The organism is Acinetobacter defluvii (assembly GCF_001704615.3).
Classification (GTDB): domain Bacteria; phylum Pseudomonadota; class Gammaproteobacteria; order Pseudomonadales; family Moraxellaceae; genus Acinetobacter; species Acinetobacter defluvii.
Genome location: NZ_CP029397.2, coordinates 1,326,836 through 1,352,927, shown reverse-complemented (window position 1 = coordinate 1,352,927; position 26,092 = coordinate 1,326,836). Strand labels below are relative to the sequence as shown.

Here is a 26,092-nt window from a genome sequence, read left to right as displayed (position 1 = left end):
TTCAATTCCCTTGATCTAAATCACAAAAACTAAATCACAGAAAATTATATAAAAATCAAAATCTTAAATTTTGAGTTCACATCACTATTTCACACCTGTTGAATCGTGAGATTTTTCAGGACGATAATCGATTAAATACTCTTTTAAATCAAAATGTTTTAGTTTTTGCTTTAACCTAAATGTCGTCCAAGGCCAAACCGTACTATTACGTCCATTTTTATCAATGAAATAGCTATGACATCCACCTTTATTCCATACGGTTTTTTGCAATGCAGTTTGGACTTTCTCATTGTATTTTCGAGTAATTTCTGGTTCTGGTTCTATGGTTTGGATACCCAATTCCAAAGCCTGTTTGATTGCAGACATAATATAAGTTAATTGCGCTTCAATAATAATAAATGCTGACGAACTCACCGCAATGTTTGGACCAAACATCAAAAAGCCATTTGGACAGCCTTCAACCATCGTGCCTAAATAACCTTCGGCACTTCCTTGCCACACATCTGACATTTTTTGATTAAAACGGTTATAAACACGGCTGGCAATCGGTGGATTTGCGATCTCAAAACCCGTCCCTAGAATAATAATGTCTGCTTCACACTGTTCACCATTACTCGCAATCAACGTATTACCTTCAATTTTACTTAAACCACTGGCAATCACATCGACATTTTTTTGAGCCAGTGCGGGATACCAATTATTTGACTGTAAAATACGTTTACAGCCAATAATAAAATTCGGTGTTAATTTTTCTCTTAAAGCAGCATCCTTAATATGAAAATTTAAATGCCATTTAGCTAATTTTTGAAATTGCATCATTGCAGCAGGACTTTGAATGCCACCATTAATAGTTTCAAAAATCCCATAAACAGAACCACGCATCAATTGTTGTGTCAAAGGCAACAATTTAAACATAGCCCGGACAGGTGCAAGCAAAGGCATATCTGATTTTGGTAAAATCCATTGTGCGGTACGCTGAAATACCGTGAGTTGTTTGACTTGTGGTTGGATTTGTGGCACAAACTGAATCGCTGATGCCCCCGTACCAATGACTGCAACACGCTTTCCTGTTAAATCAATATCATGACGCCAACGAGATGAATGGAAAATTTCCCCTGTAAACGATTCAATTCCGTGAATATCTGGCATCACGGGTTCATGCATCGGACCACATGCCATAATGGCAAATTGTGAACGAAATTCACCTTGATTGGTTTGAATAATCCAACACTGCTCTGCGTCCGACCATTTTGCCGTTAAAGCTTCATGCTCAAGTTTGACATGTGGCATGATTTTATATTTATCAGCGACATTGAACAGATATTCTTTAATTTCAGCTTGTGGGGCAAACACACGTGACCATGCTGGATTTTGTTCAAAAGAATAAGAATATAATGCTGAAGGGACATCGCACGCACATCCTGGATAGGTGTTTTCACGCCAAACACCACCTAATTCTTTTGCTTTTTCTAATAGCACAAAATCATCTATGCCCATTTCTTTGAGCTTAATGGCTGCGCCCAAGCCTGCAAAACCGCCACCTAAAATGATGACACGATGATAATTGTTTGAATCACTCAAATTCTGCTTGTTGTTGTTTTGCTGCATAATCAAAATCACAAAAATATAATCTTTGTAAATCTGTCAAAATGGTCATTGCTTGTCAATTTCCTTGTCAGACAGTTTTGCATTTTTTTGGTAGTTTTTATCAACTGCGACCGCATAAGCGCTCGCTTAGCAAAGTTCATTTAACAGCTAAAATATCACCACCACAACAAGACTTTGATAAGTTTACAATTTATCAAAAAGGAGGATTATCATTGTGATAATTAGAATACTTCTCGAATTTCGACATTTGGATCATAAGCATCTAAGCGTTTCGCTAAAATATGTAAATTTCGAGTGGGTACAGCAGGAAATAAATGATGCTCAACATGATAAAACATATTATAGGTGATGACTCGCTTGAACTCATTGCGAACAGTACGAGCCATATAAATATGATCTTCTGTATCATGATGCACAGTCCATACAGCGAAAAATGCTGTCATGCATTGCCCAATCAGCATCGCAATCACATGATATTTTAAAAATGTCACATCTAAAACAAAAAATACCAAAACCAATACCACTAAATTCGCTAAAATCTCAGCCCTCATCCATTTTTTCTGTGTTGCTGTTCCAACCTCAAAGGCTTTTTTATGCAACATAAAGGGAAAAATTGGACCAAATAAAAGCGCTTGCCACCATTTCATACGTGCACTTTTTGCTTCAACATCTTGTTCTTGCATACAGTATTGATGATGTCGTAAATGATTTATCTGCACAGCATGCATTGAACCCAACATCAAAATACTGAGGATTAACATCGACCAATGAGTCTGTTGTCGAGTGACTCCCAAAGCAAAATGGAAAGCATTATGAACTTGTCGCAAACCTGTTAAAAAGAACATAAATGAACAAAATAATGCGATTGGATACCAAGCGAAATACGCCAGGATGAATGATAAAATCAACCAAGGCAGCGAGATCATTAATTCAAAAACAACATCTTTTTGACGTAAAGAAACAAGATCTCGCCATTGAACTTTTTCTAATAAGTGCGTGTGTGAGTTCATTTTATTGCAGATTTATTATTGATCATCTTGCTTTGAAGATAAGATGAACATTCCATAAAATCAAGTAAAAGTACGATATTTATAATAATTTAATGATTTTTTCTTTGCATAATTTGCTCACTGAGTAGTTGATAGACCTGTGCTAAATCTTCACGTTGTGCAGATGCGAGTAAATTTTGATGCATCGTTAAAATATTTTGATCACCACGCATCGCTGGTCCTGTTTGGACAATTTTAGGGGCATTGTGGGTGGCTTTATTGGCGGTTTCCAAAATCAACGGATAAAGCAAATTAAAATCTACTTGATGCTGATCAACAATTTGTTTTGCCATGTCATAACAATAATTACTGAAATTACATGCAAAAACAGCCGCTAAATGCAAACTTAAGCGTTGTTCTGAGGAATATAAATAAACACGATCACTTAGGCTATTTGCCAGATTAAGTAAGGGTGTTTGTTGGTTATCTAAGGCTGCTTCAATCAATAAAGGGGTATTTTTCCAATCAATTTTACTTTCAAAACTGAAGGTTTGTAATGGATAGAAAACCCCAACATTATCATAGTGCTGTTTTAATACATTTAAATGCGTACTTCCTGAAGTATGCACAATCAAAGTTTGTTGGAAATAATGTGATAACTTTTGAATGGTTTGTGAAATCATCTGGTCACTCACTGCGATCACGCACATGTCTATGCTTGGCTCAATGGCTTCAAAAACATCTATGGCTTGTGCATCCACTAAATCTGCGAGTTTTTGTGCATGTGCTAAAGTCGGACTCATAATTTGCACAATCTGATGTTGTTTCGCAAAAATCTGTGCTAAATGTGTCGCAACTCGACCTGAACCAATAAAACTTATCCGCATGATAATATTTCACTTTTTATGATTAAACAAAACAATAAAACCCTATGTATTTTTCAATGAATCCCTACTGAATGCAAATAAAAAACGAGTGATCATTGTCACTCGTTTTTACTATGAGAAATATATATTAGGAAAAAATTAATTTTTCTCTTCTTCTACACCTTGCTCATCAACTTTTCGCACAGTTCCAGTTTCAGTATTAATCACTTCAAACTCGATACGACGATTTTTAAACTGACCTTCTTTAGTCGCATTGTCCGCTACAGGATCAGCCTGACCGAAACCCTGTGCTTGTAATTTACTTGGGTCTACCCCTTTACTGACTAAATAATCCACTACAGATTTTGCACGTTTTTGAGAAAGTGTTTTATTGGCATCAGCATTCCCCGTTGCATCGGTATAACCTTTCACAATCAACTCAACATTGGGTACTTTGTTAATTAAAGCAGCAGCTTGATCTAATACAGATTTATTCACCTCTGGAATTTCTGCTGATGCAGAAGCAAAGTTAATAATTTGTAAGTTTAATGCCGTAGCAATATCAAGTGGACGCACTTGATTTGGATCAATTTGACTTAAAGCTTGTTTGGCTTTATCAATACTAGTATTCACCGCTGCATTTTCATCCAAAACAGCAGGTTGCTCTACTACAACTTGTACATCTTTTAGCAATGGTTTGATTTTATCCGCTAAGCTTTGCAAAGTAGCTGTATCTGCACCTTGTAAAGTAATTTGATTGCCTGTCCATATCATCGATACATTCGGCACGCCTTTTAACAGTTTTAAAACACTCACGAGCGCATTTTGATCTACCAATGCAGCATTAAAGTTGTTGCTTGAATCTGCACCACAGCCATTTACATGTGTGAAAATTTGCTTCACTTCTTTTTGTAAAATATCAATATAATTTGGATCACCTATCTTCGCCTGACAGGTTACCAAACCACCCGTGGTATCCGTTGAAATTTGAAAATAAGCAGGCTGCTGATTTGTATTAGCTACTGTACTACTGCTCACTGGCGCAGTTTCTTCAGTTTTACAACTGCGTAACAACCAAAATGCCAATAATAATAAAATTAATAAAGCAATTAACGGAATCCAAGGGTTAGATTTCTTTTTTTCTTCAACAATGGGTTGAGGTGTTGGGGTTACAGGTTGAGAGGTTGCATTTGCAGTTGTGGCTAATGTACCAAAACCTAACGCAGCCAAAATACCTCTTGCCCAAGGCGCTAAACCTGTTCCAATATCGTGATGATGTTGCTCTAAAAAATGCTGGATGACGGTCGGATCACTTGAGCCTGCTTCATCTTCAAGCACATTTAAAGTTGCAGGAATCGAGCGATTGAGTACATTTTCAATTTCACCTCGCGGAACATGTTGACTAACACTATCCAAATATTGTTCTTTCAACTCAGATTGAGTATTAAAAACATCACTTAATCGAGGATTTAAATTGTTTTGAAATAATGAAATTAAGCTCGGTTTAGCTTTTAAAATCGCCAATAAAAATGGAAAAAACTCAGCTAAGGCTGTGCTTTTTTCTGTTAAATATGTAGTTTCACCTTTTAAAACTACTGGAATGACTTTTTCTTTTAACAGTGAAATTAGATCCATTCTAACGCTCCTCACATGAAAATTTTTTGTTATGTGACTTTTTATTACAGACACTAGTATGCGCCTAAAATTCCTACAATTTATTTAAGTTTTGTTATTTTACTGATATAACAATTTATTCAGAGTAATCGAAGCAACTGCAAATATTTAAGTTTTATTTGAATATAAATGCTGTACTTGAAGTAAACATACAATAAAAACCTCACACTGCCTCTTGTGTTTAAACTTATACAAAATCTATGACAAGTTTAGTAATGTAGACCACTTACCATGCTCCATATTTTAATTTAAGCCATTATCTTTGCTAAATCATCAACTAAAGCTTTAATTTGAGAGTCATTTAAGTTTGATAAAGTCATGCGGATACCCAACTGGATATTTTCCACAAAAAAATCCTTGCCTGTACGTACAGACCATCCTTTTTCTAATAATTTTTTGACATACTCTTGTGGGCGATCTTCTTCTAACCACACATTTAACCCATCATATTTTGCAGCACAGGATATTTTTTTTTGTTGCATTAATTCTACAAAATATTGATTATTCGTTGCATAATGCTGTCGTGCTTTTGCGACTTGTTGCTCAAACTTAGGATGAGTGAGTAATTGATAAACAATATCTTGCTGTAAATGACTGACCCAAGTCGTCCCCGCATTCATTTTTCGAGATAATAAATTTGCAGTATGTTGGTCACAACAAATAAAACAAAAGCGCAAATCAGGTCCTAAAAATTTAGATACAGAGCGTAATACCGCCCAATGTTCAGCATTATCGGGAATAATATGCTGATAATCTTCATTTGAAATTAAGGAAAAATGATCATCTACTAAAATTAAAGTATTAGGATAATCACTGAGCATATTTTTTATATTTAACGCTTCCTCCGCTGTTAAACTATAGCCCGTTGGATTATGTGCACGTGGCGTAATAATCAGCGCTTTAATATTATTTTTTAATGCTTGTTGAATATCTGCTAAATGATAACCCTGATGATTTACTTGAATCGAATAAATATGAAAGTTCTGATTTTCTAAAATTTTGATACTATTAATATAACCAGGACTTTCAATCGCAACAGGATCTTGTGCTAATAAATATGCAGAAAGAATTTTTTCTATACCGTCCGTTGCTCCATTGGATAATGTATAACAAGCATCGGGATGATAAGTTAAAATATCTGCAAATAAATGACGAATTGCATATTGCTTTAATGCTTCATGATAAATATTTTCACCATATAATCCGGCGGATAAATCTTTAAAATGGATATGCTTTAGTTTAGGCAATAATTCTCGACTTGGATTACCATGGGTTAAATCACAAATTTTTGCTTGTAAATCTGATTGTACGCCTTCGCCACCCCGTGATTTTATAGGACTGACTTGCGTACCTAAACGCTTATTGGTTTGAATCACCCCTAACTTTGCCAAAGCAGCATAAGCCGTTGAAACGGTATTCCGATTTACATTCAACTGTTGGGCTAGATCACGAATATTCGGCAAAGTATCACCTTCCTGATAAACACCTTGTGCAATTAAAAGTCGAATACTGTCTTGTATTTCTTTACCATTCTTTCCTTGAATTTTCATATAATTTCATTCAAAACCAATCTGAGAATATTATAAGGAAGTTAAATTATTTAACCAATCTTTTAACATCCGTGGACCTGCCTGTTTAATGCAGCCCAAATACCAGACTATCTGCCCTTAACTTTTGCAGATCCATCCGTGCTTGACTTTTAAAATAATCAGAACTCGCTAAATGAGCATATTGACTAAGTCAATCCAAAGTATCTACCATACCAACCTAGAACATGTTGAATATCCTAAAAAAGCAATCGTAATGTAAACTCAAGAGCATTCAAGTGTAATACTTAAATGCTGTATAAGCTTAATTTTTTATTCCAAATATACTTTATTATTGATATTTTGAGTCTTTATAAAGTCATATAAACTTTGGCAAAAATATTGAATGTCATCTTCTGTAATCAGGAAAGATGGCAATAATCTGATGATTTTATTTTGCGTTATATTAATGAGTATTTTATGCTGTAAAAACAGCTGCTGCGAAATATCATCTATCGTTTCATTCAGTTCAATTGCAATCATTAAACCGACACCTCTTATCGATTTTATACCGTGTACACTGGTAAATTTTGACTGTAATTGATTGATTAAATATTCTCCTTTTTGTTTATTATTTAAAATAAGCTCATCTCTTTCTATAATCTCTAAAACTTTTAAAGCCACACGACAAGCCAATGGATTTCCACCAAAAGTTGAGCCATGCAACCCTGGTGTTAATAGATCATTTAATCTTTTATTGACTAAGCATGCACCAATGGGTAAGCCATTCGCCAAACCTTTTGCAATCGTTAAAATATCAGGAACTATCTCCGCTTTTTGATGGTAAAACCAATAGCCTGTTCGCCCTAAACCACATTGAATCTCATCTAAAATCAATAAGATTTTATACTGGTCACATATTTTTCTCAGTTGTTTAAGATATAAAGTCGAAGCAATATGAATACCGCCTTCACCTTGAATTGGCTCTAACATAATAGCGCAAACATGATGTTGTTGAATTGCATCAAGTATGGATTCAATACAATTAAAATCGACAAAAATAAAATCATCCAGTAACGCACCAAACTTTTCTTTATATTTTTGATTTGAAGTTGCGGATAAGGCACCTAAAGTTCGACCATGAAATCCTTGATTCATCACAATAATTTTTGCATTTTCAATATTTTTCTCAAAGGCATATAACTTTGCTATTTTAATCGCAGTTTCATTGGCTTCTGTCCCAGAGTTGCAGAAGAAACTAGCATTGAGTTGTGTAATTTTCACCAGTTGATCACTCAACTTTTCTGACCAAGTATTTTTAAATAAATTTGAAAGATGAATATAGTTTTGTATTTGTGCCTGAATCTCAATATTTAATTCGGCATGTGAAAATCCTAAATTATTTACACCAATACCAGAAGTCATATCCAAATAACGATTTTCTGTCTTATCCCACAGATAGCATCCTTCTCCACGAATGAAGTCCGCATCTAGTTTTTGATAAAAATGAATCAAACTACTCACTCTTCACTCTCCCAGTCATCACATTTTTGAAAATCAAAATGGGTAGCAATCACTTTGGTAACGCCATTTTCTACAGTTAATATTCTTTTTTCATTCAATCCTTTATAAACCTGAATCTCTAAATCTTGTTGAGGCATGTTTTGTAGAAAGACAGATAAGTCTTGTTTGGGAAAGTTATTCCCTGTAACAAATTTTCCAATCAAACGTTGCTGATGAAAAAGTTCTACTTGATAAATCACATTCATGATTTTGCTCCTTGTTCTGGCCAATAATAGGCATCTGGTAGATTGCGTTGACCAAAAATCGCCTGTCCCACCCGAATATCAGTCGCACCTTCTTCAATCGCAATCTCAAAATCACCTGACATTCCCATCGACAAACGTGAAATCTTTGGATAATCAATACGTGATTTATCCAATAGTTTTTTTAATAATCGAAAGCATTGTCTGATCTGTAGTTCATCCTCAGTATGTAATGCCAAAGTCATTAAGCCCACAACATTCAGTTGCTCAAATTGCTGCATTTCATTTAAAAAACCTGCCAGTCGTTCGGGTTGAATACCATATTTACTGCTTTCATTGGAGGTATTGACTTGTATAAAAACATCTAATTTTTTATCAATATATTGCAACTCTTTATTTAACTTTTCTGCTAACTTAATACTGTCTAATGCATGAAACTCTTGTATATATTGAATTATTTTTTTCACTTTATTACTTTGTAAGTGCCCAATAAGAATCCATTCAAGTTTTTCGTCCTGAAGCTGTTCTGCCTTACCAATAAGCTCTTGAACTTTATTTTCTCCTACATGACTCACGCCTAATGCTATAGCCATTTGGATCATCTCAACAGATTTAGTCTTAGTCACAGGAATTAAGCGAATTTCTTTCACTTCTCGATTTACTTTTAAACAAGCATTAGCAATACGCTGCTGTAATTGTTGTAAATTTTCATTGATATCTTGGCTATTCATCATTATTCACCCATTTTGACCTAGGTCAAAGATAATCTATATTGTGATTTGAAAATAGTGACTCTCAAACAGTAAATGTAACTAAATATTTTTAAATTTTAGAAATATTTATGCCAAATCAATGTATAAACAGGTACTTTTAATTAAAATATCCGTATATCTTATATTTAGTATTTCTTGCATATGTCCACTTCAAAATTTAAACCACCGATGCGCAATGGTGTGAGTGCAAGCCAAGTTTACCTTCCAAAACTTAAAACTCAGCCTGAAACTTTGTTAAGTTACTTAGCTGAAAAATTTCCACATATCTCAGTCCAACAGTGGCAACAGCGTTTTCAAGATCAATTGATTTTTGATGAAAATGCGCAAACCTTAAATGTGGATAGTAGGTATTTAGAAAATAGTCATATTTTTTATTATCGTTTTTTAGAGCATGAGGTTCACGTTCCATTTCAAGAACAGATATTATTTGAAAATGAGCATTTTATTGCAGTTGATAAACCACATTTTTTAACCATTAGTCCAACTGGGCAATATTTACAAGAAACATTATTAGTTCGTTTAAAAAAAGCCACCAATAACCCTGATTTAACCCCAATTCACCGTTTAGATCGTGAAACGGCAGGGATTGTTTTAATCTCTAAATGTCTCGAAACACGGGGAATTTATCAGCAATTATTTGCAGAACAGCAAGTACACAAAATCTATCATGCGATTGCAGCTTATCGCCCCGAATTAAGCTTTCCCCAAGAAGTGAATCTTAGAATGGAAAAAGGGCAGCCTTTTTATACCATGCGTGTTACTCAAGGTGAAACCAATTCATGTACACAAATTCAATGCGTGGCTCATAATCACATGTGGGCAAAATATCAACTTCAACCAAGAACAGGCAAACAACATCAACTACGTGTTCATTTAAATCATTTAAATATTCCGATAAAAAATGATCCTTTTTACCCCACTGTCCTTCATAAAAGTGCGAGTGACTTTTCAAACCCTTTGCAACTGCTTGCCAAAGAAATTAGCTTTAAAGATCCAGTCAGTCAAAAAGAAATGCACTTCACCTCCCTAAAAGAACTGACAATAGAGTGACATTGTAATGACATTTTTTGTTTTTTCCTGTCTAATCATTGAAATTACATTTAGTTTGATTAAAATAAAAACCTTAAACGACTCTATGATTTGGCTCATTCATGCGAAAAACTGAAGTTTATCAAGTCCGCCTTGATTCACAAGAAAAAAAACAAGCTTTTGCTGTCTTTAAGCAATTGGGAATCACACCCGCCCAAGCAGTCCGTTTATTCTTTAAACAAGTGGTTTTGACCAAATCCATTCCTTTTGCGATTGAGAATCAAAACATTAATATGGAACAGTTATTAAAATTAAAAAAAATCAAACAAGAGCAACTGCCTGTATCTGAACCAAATAACGCTTCACTTTTGGATGAAGATGATATTTTTGCAGAGTTGAATGCGATCTTAAATGAACAAAGTGACAAAACTTAACAGTGTCGCATTTTTAAACAATTTTTTTAGTTGAATAATCAGTTTTTTAGTTATGCTCTTTTAGAAAGATAACAAAATAGAAGAGAAACAAAATGATTGTAAGACGTGCCACAGAAACTGATTTAAAGCAACTCGCTATTCTGTTTGATGAATATCGACAATTTTATGGTGCTTCTTCAAATTTCTCAGAATCTTATAACTTTCTTAAACAACGCTTTGAAAACAAAGAAAGTGTAATTTTCATTCACATTAAAGATGATGCGATTACAGGTTTTGTTTTGCTGTATTTAGGTTTTTCATCTTTGGCATGTTCTACTTACTATATTTTAGATGATGTTTATGTTACGCCTGTTTATCGTCGTCAAGGCTCTGCAAAACAGTTGATTGATACCGCAATTTTATTTGCACGACATGAGAATGCACTGCGTATTAGCTTAGAAACACAAAAATCAAATTATCAATCCCATCAACTCTATGAAAAAATGGGATTCGTCCGTGATGAAGAGTTTTGCACTTATCATTGTTTCTTAAAATAATTTTCCTTTAAAGATGGAACTGGCTTTATTTTTAAAAAAATCAGCATTTACGTGGCTATTCTAAAGATTGAATAGATTCACTCTGATTTTTTGCAGCTTGAATCTGTTGTTCATTCAAATAGAGATACTGCCCTTCTTCTAATTGTCCTAAATCTAACAGCCCGACTTGTTGACGATGCAACTTAATCACTTTATTTCCAACGGCTGCCAACATACGTTTAACTTGATGATACACCCCTTGATGAATGGTTAATGACAGTTTATTTTCTGCCAATTTTTTAACCTGACTTGCCGTATATATACCTTTTTCGTTGCGTAACTCTACTCCTTTTAACAGCTGTTCTATTTGTGCTTGGCTAATCGGATCAGTCGTTTCTACCTGATACACTTTTGGAACATGTTTTTTGGGATGGGTTAAAGCTTGTAAAAACTGACCATCATCCGTGAGTAACAACATTCCCGTGGTATCTTGATCTAAACGCCCGATACACTGCACGCCTCGATTTAGCAATAACTCATCGATCAAATCAAAAACACTAAAATGATGTGTTGCTTGATGTGAGCATTCATAATTTTGTGGTTTATTTAATGCTAAATAAACATGTTCTCGATATTGGTATTCTTTTGAATAAACCTGAAACTTTAATTGTTGTTCGGCAATTTTAAATTTCACATCGCTGATGACTTGTCCATCTATGCTTACAGCACCATTTTTGATTAATTGCTGGCAATGTTTACGACTACCAAAACCTTGCGACTGTAAAATTTTTTCCAATAACATCATTTATTCACCATACATCAAGCCTCGCCATTGTAACGGAATCTCTATGAATTGTATGCTGTGCCCTAAAGATTCGGTTTATTGTGGTGATCTCGTTATACTATTCATGTTTTCCACCAACACAATTACATGACGATCATGAATTTTGCATCACATCTCGACTTGAACTTAATGGTACTTTTAGTTTTATTGGCATGTGGTATTTTTAGTCATAATAGTGCTGTTACCATCGCTGCTGCCGTACTGATCGTTTTTCGTATCACACCCTTAAGTGAATATTTTTATTTACTGCAAAATCATGGTTTAAATTTCGGTATTATTATCTTAACCATTGGTGTACTGACACCCATTGCCAGTGGCAAAATCCCTGGTGATGCAATTTTAAAATCCTTTCTCAGTTGGAAATCTCTACTCGCTATTGCTGTTGGTCTATTGGTCGCATGGCTCGGTGGACGTGGTGTCAAACTCATGACTAATCAGCCCAATATTGTTGCAGGGCTTTTAATTGGAACTGTTGCAGGGGTTGCCATTTTGCGTGGTGTTCCTGTTGGTCCACTGATTGCAGCGGGAATTTTATCCCTAATCATCGGGCTTTCTTGATGATTTTAAATCACCCATCTTGTCCACCCGATCATTGTCATTATTTTAAATTTTAAAAAAACTTAATAATGGTCTGTATCACCACTGCATTAATAATATCAATAAAAAATGCACCACATAAAGGAATGATTAAAAACGCCTTATGTGATGGTCCATAAGTATTGGTCACAGCCTGAATATTCGCAATTGCAGTCGGGGTTGCACCCATGCCGAAACCACAATGCCCTGCAGCCAAGACTGCCGCATCATAATTACTGCCCATCACTTTAAACGTCACAAAACTGGTATATAACGCTAAAGTCACCATTTGCAGGAGTAAAATAATCACCAATGGACCTGCCAAATCAGCCAACAACCACAATTGTAATGACAGCAATGCCATTACCAAATAAAGCGATAGTGAAGCATTACCAAATACATCAATGGCACGGTCAAATATTTTCACTTTCACGACATGTTCTAAGAAGTTTCTCAACAAAACACCACAAGCCAAAGCCCAAACAAAGGTTGGTAATTCAAACCATTGTCCCTTGCTGACCTCAGTCATCCAGTTTGCTACAAAGATGCACAGTGAAAACATTCCCAAAGTAGTAATTGCATTATTTGAGGTAATCAAACGTGTTTTTCGTGGAAATTCAAATGCGGCACTTTCTTCTGCAGCTGGTGTATCATCATGCTCATCATGAGCACCTTCAGTTGCAAGTTTATGTCTTTTGATCAAAAATTTAGCAACAGGTCCACCAATGACCCCACCAATGACTAAACCAAAAGTTGCACTCGCCATTCCCAGAACCACAGCGCCCTGTATACCATGTTCACTTTCAAGAATTGTACCCCATGCTCCTGCTGTACCATGTCCACCCGTTAAAGTAATCGAACCAACAATTAAGCCGATCAATGGGTCTAAGCCAAGCGCTTTCGCTAAACTCATCCCCACAGCGTTCTGTACCAATACAAAACCTGCTACACAAAACAGGAATAATACCAAGGACCGCCCTCCTTCTTTGAGCTTGGCAAAACTGGCACTCAAACCAATCGAAGTAAAGAACATCAGCATTAATGCTTTTTGAATACTTTCACTAAATGTCGCACTAATTCCTGCAAATTGATATAAAGCAAATGCAACCATTGCAGCAATCAAGCCACCTACCACAGGTTCAGGAATATTATAATTTCGTAAAAAAGATATTTTTTGAACTAAAATTCGCCCAATAAATAAAACAAATACAGCGATTACAATCGTTCCGAATGCATCTATTTCAAAGGTCATGATTCATCCATTTATTCGATTTTATTGTAATATTTAATAAAAATTTTAAATTTTTTTCATCTATAGAAGTGTAATGATAATTTATATTTTTTGTTTTTATTTCAATGAATAGACTTTATTTTTGGCTTAAAAGTATAAAATTTTTTAGTGAAAAATGACTTTTCACGTCTTCTTTACCAATAAAAGCTGTCAGTTGATTGATCATTTCAACACATCTTTCAAATTGTCAGCATTCCCACTCTCCAAGTTGTGGGTCAAATTTTGCAAATTCACCTGTATCAGTAAATTCTGAAGCAGTCATTGAGATTTCAAAAGCGTCTTCTTGATTAAAACTTGCTGAAAAATAAATTGCATATCGTGTTAAATATGCCACTGCTGAACTTGCATCATCAGCCTTTTTAAAATGCAGTGTATCATCTACAATGCGGGTAATTTCATAATCATAACTCAATAATCTGGCTTTTAATGCTTCAAATTGAGTATTGGAAAATTCAGTAAAATTATCCACATGTTCAAAAAAATCCTCATCATTTAAGTTTTTAGCGTCATGCATGGTTTGCAGGTGAAATAGCTGAATATCAAAACTCATCTTATTTTCCTTTTGGCTCAACATCGTCATTCAGGAAGTTTATGCCCACAATTTGGACAGAAACAATATTTATTTTTCTCACGCTGTAACGCCTCTTCTTTACGCTCATGGATGAGTTGTAAAATAATATCTCGTGTTTGTTCAGAAGATAAGCCTACTTCTCTTCGAATATCGTCTATTTTCTCTTCATCATCAATAATATCAATTTCACAACTTGCCAATAGATCTCTAAATTTTAATTCAAGTTGTTGTTTTCTTTGCTCTAACTCATTGGCTAAACCATTTGCCAAAATACCTGCTGGTAAAGCTGCCAACCCCACTCCAAGTATGGTAATTAATGCACCAAGAAAACGTCCCAAAGGCGTAATCGGTGTGACATCACCATAGCCTACCGTGGTCAAAGTGACCACCGCCCACCACATAGATGCAGGAATGGAACTAAAAACCTCGGGCTGGATACGGCTTTCAACAACATAAATGCCTGCTGCCGCCATTACGATCATAATGAGTAAAATAAAAATTACGGCTTGAAATGAACCTTTTTCACGTTCAATCACACGTAATAAAATCTGCAGAGATACAAAGTAGCGTGTTAATTTTAATAGTCGTAGCAAACGTAAAATACGCAAGAACCGTAAGTCAATATGCACAAAGAAATTAAGATAAGCAGGTAAAATTGCCAATAGATCGATAATTGCAGCACCACTAGTAACATAATGCCAGCGCTGCTTCCATTCAGGAACAAAAGGATCTTTTTCAGCGATACTCCAAAATCTTAAAATATACTCCACTGTAAACACCACAATCGAAATATTTTCAAAAGCATCAAAATAAACCTTATAGAGTTTATAAATATCGTTGATGGATTCTAGTAAAACTGCAACCACATTTCCAATAATTAAAAAAATCAGTAAAAAGTTAATTGCTCGACTAAACTTAGTTTCATATTCATCGTCATGTAAATTGTTATAAACAAATTTACGTAGTGTGTACCAAGCGCTTAGTCTCATATCTTAGGCTATATTTTTTCGATAGATTAATGTTAATAGCTTAGAATATATCTTGAAATTTTTTAGCTAATTTTTTAAAAAAAATTATACATAATTCATGTTTTCCCGATTTTAATCCCTCAGAATACCTAATATTCATAAATTAGATTTCATTTATACATAAATTTTTATTATAGTAACCCTCACTTATTTTTCAGCCTCCGCTGTATTTCTCACCTATCACATAAATGGATCATTTATGTCATCGCAAAAACCAAGCCAACTCAAACATGGCTTAAGTAACCGCCACATTCAACTCATTGCTTTGGGCGGCTCGATTGGAACTGGACTTTTTCTCGGTATTTCACAAACCATTAAACTCGCAGGACCTTCGGTTATTTTAGGTTATGCCATCGCAGGTTTAATCGCCTTTTTTATGATGCGCCAACTCGGTGAAATGGTGGTCGAAGAACCTGTCAGCGGCTCTTTTAGTTATTTTGCCTATAAATTTTGGAGCCCATTTGCAGGCTTTATGTCAGGCTGGAATTATTGGGTGCTAAATATTTTAGTATGCATGGCAGAACTCAGCGCCATCGGTTTATATGTGCAATATTGGTGGCCTGACATTCCAACTTGGGTATCGGCACTGGCTTTCTTTTTATTAATCAATGCGATTAATTTAATGCATGTCAAAGTGTTTGGGGAAATGGAGTTTTTATTTTCCATCATTAAAATCGTGGCGATTGTGGGCATGATCGGCTTTGGAGCTTGGTTATTGGCGAGTGGACATGCAGGAGAAACCGCATCTATTTCCAACTTATGGGCATTAGGTGGCTTTTTCCCGAATGGATTAACTGGTTTAGTCATGGCAATGGCTATCATCATGTTTTCATTTGGTGGAATTGAATTGGTTGGGATTGCTGCAGCTGAAACCAAAGACCCTACTAAAACAATTCCTAAAGCGGTAAATCAAATCGTCTATCGAGTTTTATTGTTCTATGTATTAACGATCGTCGTTTTGCTGTCTTTATTTCCTTGGAACCAAATTGCGGAAGGCGGCAGTCCATTTGTGCTAATTTTTGATTCATTGGGCAGCCAAGGTGTAGCGACCATTTTAAATTTTGTGGTTTTAACTGCTGCCATTTCTGTTTATAACGGTACAAGTTATGGAACCAGCCGTATGTTGCTTGGACTTGCAGAACAAGGCAATGCACCCTCATTCTTACGCAAAATTAATCAACGCGGCATTCCTTATGCTGCGATCTTAACTTCTGCATTGGTGACATTGATTTGTGTAGTATTGAATTATATTTTCCCAGAAAAAGCTTTTAAATTACTGATGAGTTTGGTCGTGTCGGCCATTGTAATTAATTGGATGATGTTGGCATGCACACATTTAAAATTTAAACAGAAAATGCAAAGTTTGAGTAAAACAACACTTTTTCCTGCGATTGCTTATCCATTGAGTAATTATATTTGTATTGTTTTTATGCTTGGTATTTTAGCGATCATGTGGCTGACGCCTGATATGCGTATTGCAGTCTTACTAATTCCCGTTTGGATTATTTGTTTAAGTTTTGCTTATTGGTTAAAGCAGAAAAAGCAAATCTGATGTAAAAAGTTTGTATTAAACACTTAGTACAAATCAGATTTTAATTAAGGAGTTAGTCTGAAGTTAACATTTTAAACTGGCGACTGTGAACATAATTTATTCAACACCCACTCAGTTTTCAATGTTGATTGATGGATTTGATCATTTAGAATAAATAACAAGAGCCTTATATAAGACTCTTGTTAATACAATTTGGACTCATCAAGCAATAAAGGTTTGAATAACTTTACCTTTAATCGTTTGATCTATTAAAGGGGTATTTTTTCCATGTGAAAGAATACTGTCTTGATTAATCAACCATTCCAATGTTGGATCAACCAAAACCAAACCTGCTTGTTGTTTCCAAGATTCGATCATATTCGCCACTCGTGCAGGAGCCAGCGTCACTTTTTCCACCCATTCTAAGGGAGTAAATAAGCCTTCCTCTACCAGTTTTACCCCTAAAGCGACATAAGTATCAAATGCTGTAATTCCTGGTAAAGTTTCTGCAAAAGGTGCAAGTTTTGCAGAACCTGTTAATGGTTCATGGTGAGTACAGATGGCATCAATTACCCCATCTTTTACACCTTGACGTAACAATTGTTTGTCTTGTTCTGAGCGTAAGGGTGGACGAACATGTGCCAAAGTATTAAACCCATCAATCAACGCATCAGTTAAATGCAATTGTTGCATTGCGACATCGGCTGTAATAGGTAAGCCTTTCGCTTTGGCATTTTTAATTAATTCAACAGATGCACCACTAGACAGTAGACCGAAGTGTGCTTTCACGCCAGTTGCTTCAATCATTAACAAATATTTAGCAATCGCAACTGTTTCTGCCAAAGTTGGAATCATCGGTAAGCCTTGACGAGATGCGATAAATCCTTCGTGAACACAACCATCTTTGGCAATTTGATGTTCTTCTGCATAGAACACTACGGTCATATCTAACCCCGCAGCATATTCTAATGTACGAATCACCACATCGTCATTTTCAAAGGTTGCATAAGCATTTGAAACTGCACTACATCCACCTTTTTTTAAGCCCGCCATATTTGCAGGTTGTTTCCCGAGTAAACCTTGTGTTTGCGCACCAATGACTTGTAAATAAATTCCACCATCTAACATGGCTTTTTCCACTAAACCATGCACCAATGCACCATTGTCTTGCACAATTGGTTTTGAATCTGGTGGAGTAAATACATGCAGAATCCCATTTTCACGGGCAGCTTTACCTTCCGATTTTAATGTACCATGTTGTTGTTGCCCCGGCTCACGTAAGCGTGCGCATAAGTCAACCATCGTCGGCATTAACCATTTTCCACGTCCATCAATCACTTCAGTAATTTGACTTTGATCTGGATGCGTGTTTAATAATTTACCATTTTCAATAAATACAGTGTCTATACGATCAGTTTTTTGAATTGGGTCTAAGACACAGACATTTTCAATTTTTACAATACTCATGACTTACCTGCCTTATAGCACCATTGTGTCTAACAAACCTTGTTCTTGTAGCTGACCTTGCATCGACAGTGCCAAAACTGCCATACGTACTGCGATGCCATTGGTCACTTGATTCAAAATCACCGACTGCGCACCATCTGCAATACTCGAATCAATTTCTACACCACGGTTCATTGGACCAGGATGCATCACGATACAATCAGGTTTTGCCAAAGCCAAACGCTCTTTGTTCAAACCATACATTTTATAAAATTCAGCTTGTGAAGATAATGCAGGCGAATCAATACGTTCATTTTGAATGCGCAACGTAATGATCACATCACAATCTTTGATACCTTCATCCATTTTGTTAAATAAACGAATGCCCTCGCCATAATCATTAAAACCATGTGGTAACAAAGTATTTGGGGCAATCACACGAATATCTTTACAACCTAAAGTTTGCAAAGCAGCAATATCAGAACGTGCAACACGTGAATGTTTAATATCACCGATAATCGCAATAGAAATGTCTTCAAAATTCTTTTTAGTTTCGCGGCGAATCGTCAACATATCCAACATGGCTTGAGTTGGGTGAGCATGGCGACCATCGCCCGCGTTGATGATTGCAACATGTGGGCAGACATTTTTGGCTATAAAATGTGCAGCCCCCGAAGAAGAATGACGTACCACAAAGATATCGGCTGCCATTGCTTCAAGATTCCACAAGGTATCACGTAATGTTTCACCTTTTGAGGTACTGGAACGTGCAATATCAATATTTAAAACATTGGCTGATAGACGTTTTGCAGCCGCTTCAAATGTGGTTCGTGTGCGTGTTGAATTTTCAAAAAACAAATTCATCACGGTACGACCTTCAAGCAAGTTATTGGTAATTAGCTGATTTTGGTCATTAAAAAAGGACGCCGCAGTGTCCAATATTTTGGTGAGAGTGTCTTTGGAAAGACCTTCGATGGTGATGAAATGTTTTAAATTTCCATCTTTATTGAGTTGAATCTGGCTCGGTGTATGCAATGCCGCCAAGTGCATGAGAGATTCCTGAATCGTTAAGTTAAGGTATTATACAGATTTTCTTTTTGCGTGGCAGATGAAGATTTCAACACTTAAGCTAAAATACTGTTATACATTGAATTATAAAATAAAATTTATAGGCATCATTTCAAAGAGATAATTTAACTACACTTACATACTTCAAAAAGAACGGGTGAATAAATTAATCTGATAATGGCTCTAAACTCAATCAGAGCCGAGCAATTATTTATCTTAATGCACCAATATAGTGATGTGGTACTTGTGCTTTATAAATTTCTTCTTCCGTCACCTCCGCTGCATATTGGTCATATAATATATCTTCAGAGGATTTTTGGGGTGTAATCGTTAGATGAATTAAATTTAATAATTCCTCTGAAATTTCTTTTAATTCCACATCATTACAATCTAGTGCATGTTTTACAACATATTCTGCATATTGTTTATTTTCAATCAGATAGCGAACATCTATTACTCTACCTGAAACTCGTCTAAAACGATTATATAAACGTGTTGCAACTGTAAATGTTAAATTATTTGCACGATATTCATCAACAATTCGTTCTTGCATTTAATTTCCCCAAGCTCTCAAAATTTTATAGTACCCATTAATTTTCACTTAAATAATGAGTAATTTTATATGAGCAAAATACATACCAAAATTATTGTATTTATTAAATATAAGTAAATTTTCATTCAATGGGAAAATCTAATTTTAGGACTTATCTTGCTATAAAATGCTGCCAACACATCTGTAATGAAATACCTATTAAAACAGCTCCCATGATTCTATTAAAAATTTTGGCACGATGTCTTTCATTTAAGAAACCCGCCAGTTGTTGCCCTGCAATCCCCCAAATTAATAAAGATAAATAACACACGATAAAGTAAATCAGTACAAAAACAGCCAAATAAAATTGATTATGAGATGCTGAGAATAAGGCGGTACCTGAAACCGCAGCAATCCATGCTTTCGGATTTAACCATTGCATCAGCATGCCTTGCATAAAACTTGGCATTGCAATCTTTTCTTGTCCATTTGTCTGTATTTTTTCACCATCTGCTTTGAAAATATTCCACCCGATCCAGATCAACAACACTGTCCCTAAAATACATATGCCATCCAATAAAACTGGATAAATCGCAAGCAATTGATATAAACCAAAACAGACTGCTGCGAGTAACAGCGTAAATCCTATTGTTGCACCTGAAATAAACCCAAACGTCTTTTTCACACCATAATTCATACTGCTACTGAGAATGGTTAAATTTATAGGACCAGGGGAAATTGACATTGAAAGCGAAAAACTAAACATGGAAAATAAAAGGCTGAGCATTTTTGGGATATTTCATTTTATAAAGTCACTCTTCAATAGGGTTAAATCGCATATTTTTCAAGCGAAACAGCGCTCAATAAATATCTATTTCTAATTTTTTAAAATAAATCCTCTGGTAAATCATAAACCCTAAGTTTTCGTCATAAAAATACGTTAAAATATGCGATTGCTTTACAGTCTTTGGAAATGTTCATGAATTCGAAACCACGTCTTTCTACATATTGGGTTACCTGTGCGGATGGACTAGAAACCTTACTACAAGAAGAAATAGAAGGTTTAGGCGTTGAAAATGTTGAACGTTTTCCGGGTCGCCTTGTCTTTAAAGGAACACTTGAGCAAGCGTATCGTGTATGTATGTGGTCGCGTTTAGCTTCACGTGTACTGACCCCGATCCATGTGCATGAGTTAGATTTTACCCATGATGCACGTGATGTGGCTGAAGAATTATATGAGGGTGCGATTAATTTTGATTGGTCACTGATTTTTGCACCACAAAGTACATTTGCTGTTCGTTTGCATGTAGAACGTGAGATTAAAGTCAATACTCAATTTGCCACTTTACGTGTTAAGGATGGTGTGGTTGATTCATTTATGGAAGCGGTTGGCAAGCGTCCAAGTATTGATATTAAACAACCTGAGATCACTTTATATGTTTTAGCTGGTAAAACTGAACATACCTATTGCTTAGATTTATCAGGCGATTCTTTACACAAACGTGGCTATCGCCGATTTATGACCGATGCACCGATTAAAGAAAACCTTGCCGCGGCAATTTTACAAAAAGCCAAACTCAAACAGCGTCATCCTGACATTATTCTTGACCCAATGTGTGGTTCAGGTACATTTATTATAGAATCTTTAATGGTTTTAACTGATCGTGCACCTGGTTTAGTCCGCCGTTTTGGTTTCTTGGGGTGGAATGGGCATGATCATGATCTTTGGATGAATATCAAAGCCGAAGCTGCAGAACGTCATAAAGATGCAATGGCGCAGCCATTACCACAGTTTTATGCCTATGATGCTGACTGGGAGGCGGTAAAAGCCACCAAACAAAATATCATTGCCGCAGGTTTTGAATCTGTGTTAGATCAAATTAAAATTGAAGAGCGAACTCTAGCAGACTGGCCAGATTTTCAAGCAGAAGGAAAATCTGCTTTTGTCGTGACCAACCCACCGTATGGTGAGCGTTTAGGTGATAAAGCATCAAACCGTGCCTTATATTTAGGTTTGTCTGCCCTTTTACAAAAGAATTTCCCAAATCAATATGCGGCTGTGATCGCTGCTGCTGTTGAGCAAGCCGACGTACTTGCATTTAACAATCCGCAAATTTTACGTTTAATGAATGGTAAATTACCGATTTACGTTCGATTTGGTGATATTAAGCCTGCAACCGTTGTGAAACCGTTCCTTGCTGACTGGCAGCCACAACAATTTGAAAAAATTGAAGGCGCTGAAGATTTTACCAACCGTTTGCAGAAAAATATGCAAACTTTGAAGAAATGGGCAGTCAAAGAAAATATTCATTGTTTACGTTTATATGATGCTGATTTACCAGACTTTAATGTTGCTGTAGATTTGTACGGTGAACGCCTACATGTACAAGAATATGCACCACCAAAAACAATTGATCCTGAAAAAGCTAAAAAACGTTTTAATCTTGCATTGGCTGCGATTCGTGCTGTGACAGGTTTAGGTCGTGATGCTATCTTTATCAAAACCCGTGCGCGTCAAGAGGGTAAAACTCAATATTCAAAACAAAGTACAGCATCAAAACGTTTTATCGTACAAGAAGGTAAAGCCAAAATTTTGGTCAATTTAACGGATTATTTAGATACGGGATTATTCTTAGATCACCGTCAAATGCGTTTAAGAATTGCTGCCGAAGCCAAAGGCAAGCATTTCCTAAACTTGTATAGTTACACATCTACTGCAAGCTTACATGCGGCTTTAGGTGGTGCAGCGAGCACAACCAGTGTTGACTTATCCAACACCTATTTAAACTGGTCAAAAGAGAATTTTGTCTTGAATGGTTTAACTGTAGACCATGCAGACGAGCAACACCAATTTTTCGCAAGTGATTGTTTTGAATGGTTAAAAGAAGGTCATGAACAATATGACTTGATCTTTATTGACCCTCCAACATTTTCAAACTCGAAAAAATTCTATGGTACTTTTGACGTACAACGTGATCACATTTCACTGATTAAACGTGCAATGAATCGTTTAAGTACACAAGGCACTTTATATTTCTCAAACAACTATCGTGGTTTTGAAATGGATGAGGAAATTGAAGCTTTATATGATGTACAAGAAATCAGCCATGAAACCATTGGCTTAGATTTCAAACGCAATCAAAAAATCCATAGAGCTTGGAAAATTAACCATATTCAAAATTAAAGCCTAGCTTTTAAGGAGTTAGTGTGCATCCTGACTTGTGTAAATTGTGATTTTATCTTCACCATGCACTGTTATCGTATTTCCAAGCACACTAATTCCATATTCTGTAACTTTTGCTTTATTTGGAATAAGTGGTTTTTTCTGTACTAAACTCTCCGAAAAATGCGCTTCTTGACGCTGTTGTTCATAATCATTTAACACTACATAAGCCAAATGATCTTTTTTAATTGCATTAGACTGCTGATCTGCCAATTGGTGGTTGGTTTCATTTTGATGCTCTACGGAGTTCTGAACATCCCGTTTTACTGCAGTGATCACTAAAGGAGTAATTGTTCCTACATAATCCACATCTGTAGCAAGCACCTCATCTTTAATCGGTGAAATCGAAAAAGCGGTCGAACACATACAACTGAGCAAAATCCCGAACAAATAGCGTTGTGGATTTTGAGTATGTTTTTTCAGCTCCATGCCCATTTTAAACTCCTATCTGTATTTTTATTATCCTATTCAACTTAACAAGTTTAATTTACGACAACAACCTTAAATCTTAACTTCCCGATAATTAGCATTTTTTAAATAAATTTATTATTTTAACTCAATAACTTAAATCTATTTATAAATAGATTTTTTAATAAAATGCTATTTACTTTATTTAAACATACTCGATTATTCAAATTTTATTTATGAAAAAAATGAAAATAACTTTTTGGCTCATTGGTCAGTCTTATATTTAAAATCTGAATCAGAGCCATTCAAAAATTTAATAAAATATGACAAATCTATCACTTTAATTTGATCTTTTGACATATTTAACAATTGATAAAATTTAAGTTTAATTCTAAAGTGATGATGAATATCCAAATAAAGTTTGAGAGAAATCATGCGATATAAAATTATTGATACTTATCATCATCATAATACGCAACGCTATATCGCAAAATGTCTAAAACCGCACTCTCCGTTATTTATCACTTTAGAAAGTGAGCGTACTTTATGCAAAGAAATTGACATCATTGATGTTGACTTAGAAACCAATAAAGCCACATGGGCAACTGGAGAAAAAATCTCCTTAAATGTTTTAAATCATTTTGATCATTTAGAAAAAATTTATGAGTTAAACTAATACTAGCCGCCTAAATGAAACATAGAACTCATTAGAATTAGCAACTTAAAACTTGAGCCAAATTGTTTTTTGCAGCGTCTTCAAATTTTTGTTGAAAATATTCAGTCTGAAATAATGGCTGTTGTTGGTAAAATTGCATCAAAACTTCTGTCCTTTTAACTTGATAAACCTCAGGACTGACCCAAACATATTCTTGTTGTATTTGCTTTTCATACTCCATAAAGCGTTGTGGTGAAGCGCCTAAGATAGCAAGATCAATATCGAGTAGATATTTTAAATCATGCACTTTGCTAGGCAAATGCTTTTTAGTCGCAATAATCCATCGTGCGACTTTTTCAAGTTCAGCTTTTTTTAAAATACCCACACCATGTTTAAGCATTAATTTCGCACTTTGTTCTTCATTATCAGATGTTTGTGGATCATAAATTACATCATGAAACCAAATAGCTAATTCAACTGCAATTGGGTCATTGAGTTGATCTTTTATTTCATAAAATAATTCAAGACATTCCACAATATGTTGATGGGTATGATAATAATTATGTGAATAAGCATAGTCTAGGAGCGAAAATAATGACGCTGATTGTACGCTTGTTAAATTTACATGCTCAGAAAACTGTGTCCAATACAGTCGAAATTGATCTTGATCATTTTGCATTAGACACACTCCTCTTATAATCTAAAATCTTAAATGGCTAACTCATCTCGCTTAAACACTAATTCACCTTTTAGCGAGCTTTCGACATCAAAATAATAACCTTCGCTATTAAAGGTTTTTAAAGCTTCAATGCTTTCAATCTGATTTTCAACAATAAATCGTGCCATCAAACCACGGGCTTTTTTTGCATAAAAACTAATCACTTTATACTGACCATTTTTTTGATCAAGAAAAACAGGTTTGATAATTTCAGCATCAATTTTGCTTTCTTTCACCGATTTATAATATTCATCAGAAGCTAAATTTACTAAGATTTTTGAACCTGCCTGTTGTAAATCTTGATGAATCAGATCGGTAATTTTATCTCCCCAAAATTCATATAAATTATTTCCCACTGAATTTTTCAATTTTGTACCCATTTCCAAACGATAAGGCATCATTAAATCCAAAGGTCTTAACAAACCATACAGCCCAGACAACATACGTAAATGTTTTTGTGAATATTCAATACTTTTTATAGATAAATGATAAGCATCTAAACCTGTATAGACATCACCTTTAAAAGCGAAAATGGCTTGGCGTGCATTCGAGAAGTTAAAATCAGTTGTCCAGTCATGGAAACGTGCAGCATTCAAACTGGCAATTTTTTCACTGACGCTCATTAAAATTGCGATTTCTGTTGCAGATAACGCTTTGCATACTGTAATTAATTGCTCTGAAGCATCCAACAACCTTGGCATTGTGTGCTGATCTGTTGGCAAATCTGTTTCATAGTCCAATGTTTTTGCAGGAGAAATTAGAACAAGCATAAAGATTTCACTTCAAAAATTAACCTAAACAATATAACAGTTGCACTGTATTTATGCGAATTGTGTTTTTCGTAGCAAATTATCGTTAAAATAAATCACTTTTGTAAATATTGAGGTTACCTGTCTAAATATCTCTTCATTCAGCCGCATTCAGAATGTCACAACAGTTAAAGTATTTGAGTAGAATATAGTCCATCTATTTTTTGAAATACTATTTATATGCTTTTTTGGCTTTTCCTTTTTATTAATCT

General features: G+C 35.2%; 26 protein-coding genes. 7 read left to right on the top strand and 19 right to left on the bottom strand.

From position 1 onward, the window contains the following. Positions 1-84 precede the first annotated feature (84 nt). The 8 genes from DJ533_RS08760 to DJ533_RS08725 form a co-directional block, all read right to left on the bottom strand. Positions 85-1,608 (bottom strand): flavin-containing monooxygenase, encoded by a 1,524-nt coding sequence (locus DJ533_RS08760; protein WP_065992151.1) that lies wholly within the window; start codon positions 1,606-1,608, stop codon positions 85-87. A gap of 221 nt (positions 1,609-1,829) precedes the next feature. Next, positions 1,830-2,618 (bottom strand): fatty acid desaturase, encoded by a 789-nt coding sequence (locus tag DJ533_RS08755; protein ID WP_065992145.1) that lies wholly within the window; start codon positions 2,616-2,618, stop codon positions 1,830-1,832. A gap of 89 nt (positions 2,619-2,707) precedes the next feature. Beyond that, positions 2,708-3,484, bottom strand: a complete 777-nt coding sequence (locus DJ533_RS08750; RefSeq protein ID WP_065992140.1) for a Rossmann-like and DUF2520 domain-containing protein — start codon at positions 3,482-3,484, stop codon at positions 2,708-2,710. A gap of 138 nt (positions 3,485-3,622) precedes the next feature. Continuing rightward, the gene (locus DJ533_RS08745) at positions 3,623-5,098 is read right to left on the bottom strand and encodes an OmpA family protein (RefSeq protein WP_065992138.1); all 1,476 of its coding nucleotides are present in this window, start codon (positions 5,096-5,098) and stop codon (positions 3,623-3,625) included. A 287-nt stretch (positions 5,099-5,385) separates the two neighbouring features. Then, positions 5,386-6,687 carry an aminotransferase class I/II-fold pyridoxal phosphate-dependent enzyme gene (locus DJ533_RS08740; protein ID WP_065992136.1) on the bottom strand — a complete coding sequence of 434 codons (1,302 nt, stop codon included), beginning with the start codon at positions 6,685-6,687 and terminating at the stop codon, positions 5,386-5,388. Between the two features lie 309 nt (positions 6,688-6,996). Further along, positions 6,997-8,187 (bottom strand): aspartate aminotransferase family protein, encoded by a 1,191-nt coding sequence (locus DJ533_RS08735; protein ID WP_065992134.1) that lies wholly within the window; start codon positions 8,185-8,187, stop codon positions 6,997-6,999. After that, on the bottom strand, positions 8,184-8,432 hold the full coding sequence (locus DJ533_RS08730) for a hypothetical protein (protein WP_065992132.1): 249 nt from the start codon (positions 8,430-8,432) through the stop codon (positions 8,184-8,186). Before DJ533_RS08730 ends, DJ533_RS08735 begins: the two co-directional genes overlap by 4 nt. Further along, complete coding sequence (locus DJ533_RS08725; RefSeq protein ID WP_065992437.1) at positions 8,429-9,160, bottom strand: YggS family pyridoxal phosphate-dependent enzyme; 732 nt, start codon at positions 9,158-9,160, stop codon at positions 8,429-8,431. Before DJ533_RS08725 ends, DJ533_RS08730 begins: the two co-directional genes overlap by 4 nt. Before the next feature lie 183 nt (positions 9,161-9,343). Here DJ533_RS08725 and DJ533_RS08720 point away from each other — a divergent pair, with 183 nt between their 5' ends. The 3 genes from DJ533_RS08720 (at position 9,344) to DJ533_RS08710 (ending at position 11,201) form a co-directional block, all read left to right on the top strand. Next, on the top strand, positions 9,344-10,252 hold the full coding sequence (locus DJ533_RS08720) for a pseudouridine synthase (RefSeq protein ID WP_065992130.1): 909 nt from the start codon (positions 9,344-9,346) through the stop codon (positions 10,250-10,252). Between the two features lie 101 nt (positions 10,253-10,353). Continuing rightward, the gene (locus DJ533_RS08715; RefSeq protein ID WP_065992128.1) at positions 10,354-10,665 is read left to right on the top strand and encodes a type II toxin-antitoxin system RelB/DinJ family antitoxin; all 312 of its coding nucleotides are present in this window, start codon (positions 10,354-10,356) and stop codon (positions 10,663-10,665) included. Positions 10,666-10,757: 92 nt separating this feature from the next. Beyond that, positions 10,758-11,201, top strand: coding sequence for a GNAT family N-acetyltransferase (locus tag DJ533_RS08710; protein ID WP_065992126.1), 444 nt, complete (start codon positions 10,758-10,760; stop codon positions 11,199-11,201). A 55-nt stretch (positions 11,202-11,256) separates the two neighbouring features. Here the strand turns inward: DJ533_RS08710 and DJ533_RS08705 are convergent, their stop codons facing one another. Continuing rightward, positions 11,257-11,982, bottom strand: coding sequence for a pseudouridine synthase (locus tag DJ533_RS08705; RefSeq protein ID WP_065992124.1), 726 nt, complete (start codon positions 11,980-11,982; stop codon positions 11,257-11,259). Positions 11,983-12,120: 138 nt separating this feature from the next. Between DJ533_RS08705 and DJ533_RS08700 the strand changes: the two genes are divergently transcribed. Continuing rightward, positions 12,121-12,582, top strand: a complete 462-nt coding sequence (locus DJ533_RS08700) for a DUF441 domain-containing protein (protein ID WP_065992122.1) — start codon at positions 12,121-12,123, stop codon at positions 12,580-12,582. Between the two features lie 52 nt (positions 12,583-12,634). On the opposite strand, the gene gltS is transcribed toward DJ533_RS08700, so the two are convergent. The 3 genes from gltS to DJ533_RS08685 all read right to left on the bottom strand — a co-directional run bounded on the left by gltS (position 12,635) and on the right by DJ533_RS08685 (position 15,451). After that, the gene (gene gltS, locus DJ533_RS08695; protein ID WP_065992120.1) at positions 12,635-13,852 is read right to left on the bottom strand and encodes a sodium/glutamate symporter; all 1,218 of its coding nucleotides are present in this window, start codon (positions 13,850-13,852) and stop codon (positions 12,635-12,637) included. 226 nt (positions 13,853-14,078) lie between these two features. Further along, on the bottom strand, positions 14,079-14,441 hold the full coding sequence (locus tag DJ533_RS08690; protein ID WP_065992119.1) for a hypothetical protein: 363 nt from the start codon (positions 14,439-14,441) through the stop codon (positions 14,079-14,081). 26 nt (positions 14,442-14,467) lie between these two features. Further along, positions 14,468-15,451, bottom strand: a complete 984-nt coding sequence (locus DJ533_RS08685; protein ID WP_065992118.1) for an ion transporter — start codon at positions 15,449-15,451, stop codon at positions 14,468-14,470. Between the two features lie 238 nt (positions 15,452-15,689). On the opposite strand from DJ533_RS08685, the gene DJ533_RS08680 reads away from it, so the two are divergent. After that, on the top strand, positions 15,690-17,042 hold the full coding sequence (locus DJ533_RS08680; RefSeq protein WP_065992117.1) for an amino acid permease: 1,353 nt from the start codon (positions 15,690-15,692) through the stop codon (positions 17,040-17,042). A 201-nt stretch (positions 17,043-17,243) separates the two neighbouring features. Here DJ533_RS08680 and DJ533_RS08675 read toward each other — a convergent pair whose 3' ends face one another. From DJ533_RS08675 to DJ533_RS08660, 4 genes are all read right to left on the bottom strand, one after another. Further along, positions 17,244-18,488: a dihydroorotase gene (locus DJ533_RS08675; protein WP_065992115.1), complete on the bottom strand. Its 1,245-nt coding sequence runs from the start codon at positions 18,486-18,488 to the stop codon at positions 17,244-17,246. A 12-nt stretch (positions 18,489-18,500) separates the two neighbouring features. Further along, entirely contained in the window at positions 18,501-19,517 is a 1,017-nt protein-coding gene (locus tag DJ533_RS08670; protein ID WP_065992113.1) for an aspartate carbamoyltransferase catalytic subunit, read from the bottom strand. 229 nt (positions 19,518-19,746) lie between these two features. Further along, entirely contained in the window at positions 19,747-20,088 is a 342-nt protein-coding gene (locus DJ533_RS08665) for a hypothetical protein (protein ID WP_065992111.1), read from the bottom strand. 151 nt (positions 20,089-20,239) lie between these two features. Continuing rightward, positions 20,240-20,812 (bottom strand): LysE family translocator, encoded by a 573-nt coding sequence (locus DJ533_RS08660; protein ID WP_323809368.1) that lies wholly within the window; start codon positions 20,810-20,812, stop codon positions 20,240-20,242. A gap of 234 nt (positions 20,813-21,046) precedes the next feature. Between DJ533_RS08660 and rlmKL the strand changes: the two genes are divergently transcribed. After that, the gene (gene rlmKL, locus DJ533_RS08655) at positions 21,047-23,251 is read left to right on the top strand and encodes a bifunctional 23S rRNA (guanine(2069)-N(7))-methyltransferase RlmK/23S rRNA (guanine(2445)-N(2))-methyltransferase RlmL (protein WP_065992107.1); all 2,205 of its coding nucleotides are present in this window, start codon (positions 21,047-21,049) and stop codon (positions 23,249-23,251) included. Between the two features lie 18 nt (positions 23,252-23,269). Here the strand turns inward: rlmKL and DJ533_RS08650 are convergent, their stop codons facing one another. Next, positions 23,270-23,725, bottom strand: a complete 456-nt coding sequence (locus DJ533_RS08650; protein ID WP_065992101.1) for a hypothetical protein — start codon at positions 23,723-23,725, stop codon at positions 23,270-23,272. A gap of 406 nt (positions 23,726-24,131) precedes the next feature. On the opposite strand from DJ533_RS08650, the gene DJ533_RS08645 reads away from it, so the two are divergent. Further along, a complete protein-coding gene (locus DJ533_RS08645) occupies positions 24,132-24,374 on the top strand; it encodes a hypothetical protein (RefSeq protein WP_065992099.1) in 243 nt (80 codons plus the stop codon). A gap of 37 nt (positions 24,375-24,411) precedes the next feature. Here DJ533_RS08645 and DJ533_RS08640 read toward each other — a convergent pair whose 3' ends face one another. Both DJ533_RS08640 and yaaA read right to left on the bottom strand, forming a co-directional pair. Continuing rightward, positions 24,412-25,032 (bottom strand): HD domain-containing protein, encoded by a 621-nt coding sequence (locus tag DJ533_RS08640; protein WP_065992097.1) that lies wholly within the window; start codon positions 25,030-25,032, stop codon positions 24,412-24,414. 29 nt (positions 25,033-25,061) lie between these two features. After that, positions 25,062-25,841 carry a peroxide stress protein YaaA gene (yaaA, locus tag DJ533_RS08635; protein ID WP_065992092.1) on the bottom strand — a complete coding sequence of 260 codons (780 nt, stop codon included), beginning with the start codon at positions 25,839-25,841 and terminating at the stop codon, positions 25,062-25,064. Between the last annotated feature and the right edge of the window lie 251 nt (positions 25,842-26,092).

Excerpts from the sequence above, each read along its gene's own strand:
- DJ533_RS08760 (WP_065992151.1), bottom strand. The coding sequence starts at position 1,608 with ATGCAGCAAAACAACAACAAGCAGAATTTGAGTGATTCAAACAATTAT.
- DJ533_RS08755 (WP_065992145.1), bottom strand. The coding sequence starts at position 2,618 with ATGAACTCACACACGCACTTATTAGAAAAAGTTCAATGGCGAGATCTT.
- DJ533_RS08750 (WP_065992140.1), bottom strand. The coding sequence starts at position 3,484 with ATGCGGATAAGTTTTATTGGTTCAGGTCGAGTTGCGACACATTTAGCA.
- DJ533_RS08745 (WP_065992138.1), bottom strand. The coding sequence starts at position 5,098 with ATGGATCTAATTTCACTGTTAAAAGAAAAAGTCATTCCAGTAGTTTTA.
- DJ533_RS08740 (WP_065992136.1), bottom strand. The coding sequence starts at position 6,687 with ATGAAAATTCAAGGAAAGAATGGTAAAGAAATACAAGACAGTATTCGA.
- DJ533_RS08730 (WP_065992132.1), bottom strand. The coding sequence starts at position 8,432 with ATGAATGTGATTTATCAAGTAGAACTTTTTCATCAGCAACGTTTGATT.
- DJ533_RS08725 (WP_065992437.1), bottom strand. The coding sequence starts at position 9,160 with ATGAATAGCCAAGATATCAATGAAAATTTACAACAATTACAGCAGCGT.
- DJ533_RS08720 (WP_065992130.1), top strand. The coding sequence starts at position 9,344 with ATGTCCACTTCAAAATTTAAACCACCGATGCGCAATGGTGTGAGTGCA.
- DJ533_RS08715 (WP_065992128.1), top strand. The coding sequence starts at position 10,354 with ATGCGAAAAACTGAAGTTTATCAAGTCCGCCTTGATTCACAAGAAAAA.
- DJ533_RS08710 (WP_065992126.1), top strand. The coding sequence starts at position 10,758 with ATGATTGTAAGACGTGCCACAGAAACTGATTTAAAGCAACTCGCTATT.
- DJ533_RS08705 (WP_065992124.1), bottom strand. The coding sequence starts at position 11,982 with ATGTTATTGGAAAAAATTTTACAGTCGCAAGGTTTTGGTAGTCGTAAA.
- DJ533_RS08700 (WP_065992122.1), top strand. The coding sequence starts at position 12,121 with ATGAATTTTGCATCACATCTCGACTTGAACTTAATGGTACTTTTAGTT.
- gltS (WP_065992120.1), bottom strand. The coding sequence starts at position 13,852 with ATGACCTTTGAAATAGATGCATTCGGAACGATTGTAATCGCTGTATTT.
- DJ533_RS08690 (WP_065992119.1), bottom strand. The coding sequence starts at position 14,441 with ATGAGTTTTGATATTCAGCTATTTCACCTGCAAACCATGCATGACGCT.
- DJ533_RS08685 (WP_065992118.1), bottom strand. The coding sequence starts at position 15,451 with ATGAGACTAAGCGCTTGGTACACACTACGTAAATTTGTTTATAACAAT.
- DJ533_RS08680 (WP_065992117.1), top strand. The coding sequence starts at position 15,690 with ATGTCATCGCAAAAACCAAGCCAACTCAAACATGGCTTAAGTAACCGC.
- DJ533_RS08675 (WP_065992115.1), bottom strand. The coding sequence starts at position 18,488 with ATGAGTATTGTAAAAATTGAAAATGTCTGTGTCTTAGACCCAATTCAA.
- DJ533_RS08670 (WP_065992113.1), bottom strand. The coding sequence starts at position 19,517 with ATGCACTTGGCGGCATTGCATACACCGAGCCAGATTCAACTCAATAAA.
- DJ533_RS08665 (WP_065992111.1), bottom strand. The coding sequence starts at position 20,088 with ATGCAAGAACGAATTGTTGATGAATATCGTGCAAATAATTTAACATTT.
- DJ533_RS08660 (WP_323809368.1), bottom strand. The coding sequence starts at position 20,812 with ATGTCAATTTCCCCTGGTCCTATAAATTTAACCATTCTCAGTAGCAGT.
- rlmKL (WP_065992107.1), top strand. The coding sequence starts at position 21,047 with ATGAATTCGAAACCACGTCTTTCTACATATTGGGTTACCTGTGCGGAT.
- DJ533_RS08650 (WP_065992101.1), bottom strand. The coding sequence starts at position 23,725 with ATGGGCATGGAGCTGAAAAAACATACTCAAAATCCACAACGCTATTTG.
- DJ533_RS08645 (WP_065992099.1), top strand. The coding sequence starts at position 24,132 with ATGCGATATAAAATTATTGATACTTATCATCATCATAATACGCAACGC.
- DJ533_RS08640 (WP_065992097.1), bottom strand. The coding sequence starts at position 25,032 with ATGCAAAATGATCAAGATCAATTTCGACTGTATTGGACACAGTTTTCT.
- yaaA (WP_065992092.1), bottom strand. The coding sequence starts at position 25,841 with ATGCTTGTTCTAATTTCTCCTGCAAAAACATTGGACTATGAAACAGAT.